1 protein-coding gene is annotated in these 1,069 nt (G+C 67.7%); it reads left to right on the top strand.

Annotated features, from left to right (window positions below):
- Window positions 1-66: 66 nt before the first annotated feature.
- Window positions 67-1,069 (top strand): L,D-transpeptidase (locus tag ACFV3E_RS46815; RefSeq protein ID WP_500542669.1); only part of this gene is annotated, 1,003 nt, incomplete at its 3' end.

Raw genomic sequence — 1,069 nt, 5'->3', positions numbered from 1 at the left:
GAGGGCCGTGGCCCGCGACGCACGCGGGCCGGGGGAAACGCGTACCGGAAGACATTGGAGATCTGTGTGAAGCGCGCCGAGACCGGCACAGCCACCGACACGAGTCCCTCGCGCAAGCGGCGAGCCGGGCTGGCAGCTCTGGCGCTGCTCGCCGTCGGGGCGATCACGCTGACCGCCTGCGGGGGAGACAAGGCGGGCACGGCCGGTTCCGACAACAACGCCAAGTCGCAGGCCTCGGTCGACGAGCAGGCGGCCAAGGACTCCTCGGACGCCCGAATATCGATCACCCCGAAGACCGGCGCCAGCGACGTCAGCATCAACACCGGCGCCAAGGTGCAGGTGACCGACGGTGAGCTCACCAGCGTCACCATGACCTCGGTCGCCGACGGCTCCGACGTCAAGGGCACGATCTCCGCGGACGGCTCGAGCTGGGCGCCCGACGGCCCGCTGAAGCGGGAGACCCAGTACAAGATCGCCGCCAAGGCGGAGGACGGCAAGGGCCGCAAGGCCGCCGAGAACTCCACCTTCACCACGGTCACCTCCGCGCACAGCTTCATCGGCTACTACACGCCCGAGAACGGCCAGACCGTCGGCGTGGGCATGCCGGTCTCGATCAACTTCACCAAGGCGATCGAGGACAAGAAGGCCGTCCAGTCGGCGATCGCGGTGACCTCCAGCAGCGGCCAGGAGGTCGTCGGCCACTGGTTCAACTCCACCCGGCTCGACTTCCGTCCCGAGTCCTACTGGCAGGCCGGCTCCACCGTCACCCTCAAGCTGAACCTCGACGGCGTCGAGGGCTCCTCCGGCGTCTACGGCGTCCAGGAGAAGACCGTCAGCTTCAAGATCGGCCGCAGCCAGGTCTCGACGGTCGACGCCTCGACCCACCGGATGAAGGTCGTCCGCGACGGCAAGGTCATCCGCGACATCCCGATCTCCGCAGGCTCGGACGAGAACACCACCTACAACGGCCAGATGGTGATCTCCGAGAAGTTCACCGAGACCCGGATGAACGGCGCCACCGTCGGCTTCACCGACGACGACGGCAAGGGCGAGTACGACATCAAGGACG

It is taken from the genome of Streptomyces sp. NPDC059718 (genome assembly GCF_042733315.1).
Classification (GTDB): Bacteria; Actinomycetota; Actinomycetes; order Streptomycetales; family Streptomycetaceae; genus Actinacidiphila.
The sequence above is the reverse complement of the archived record's forward strand: the minus strand, read 5'-3'. Positions and strand labels throughout refer to the sequence as shown.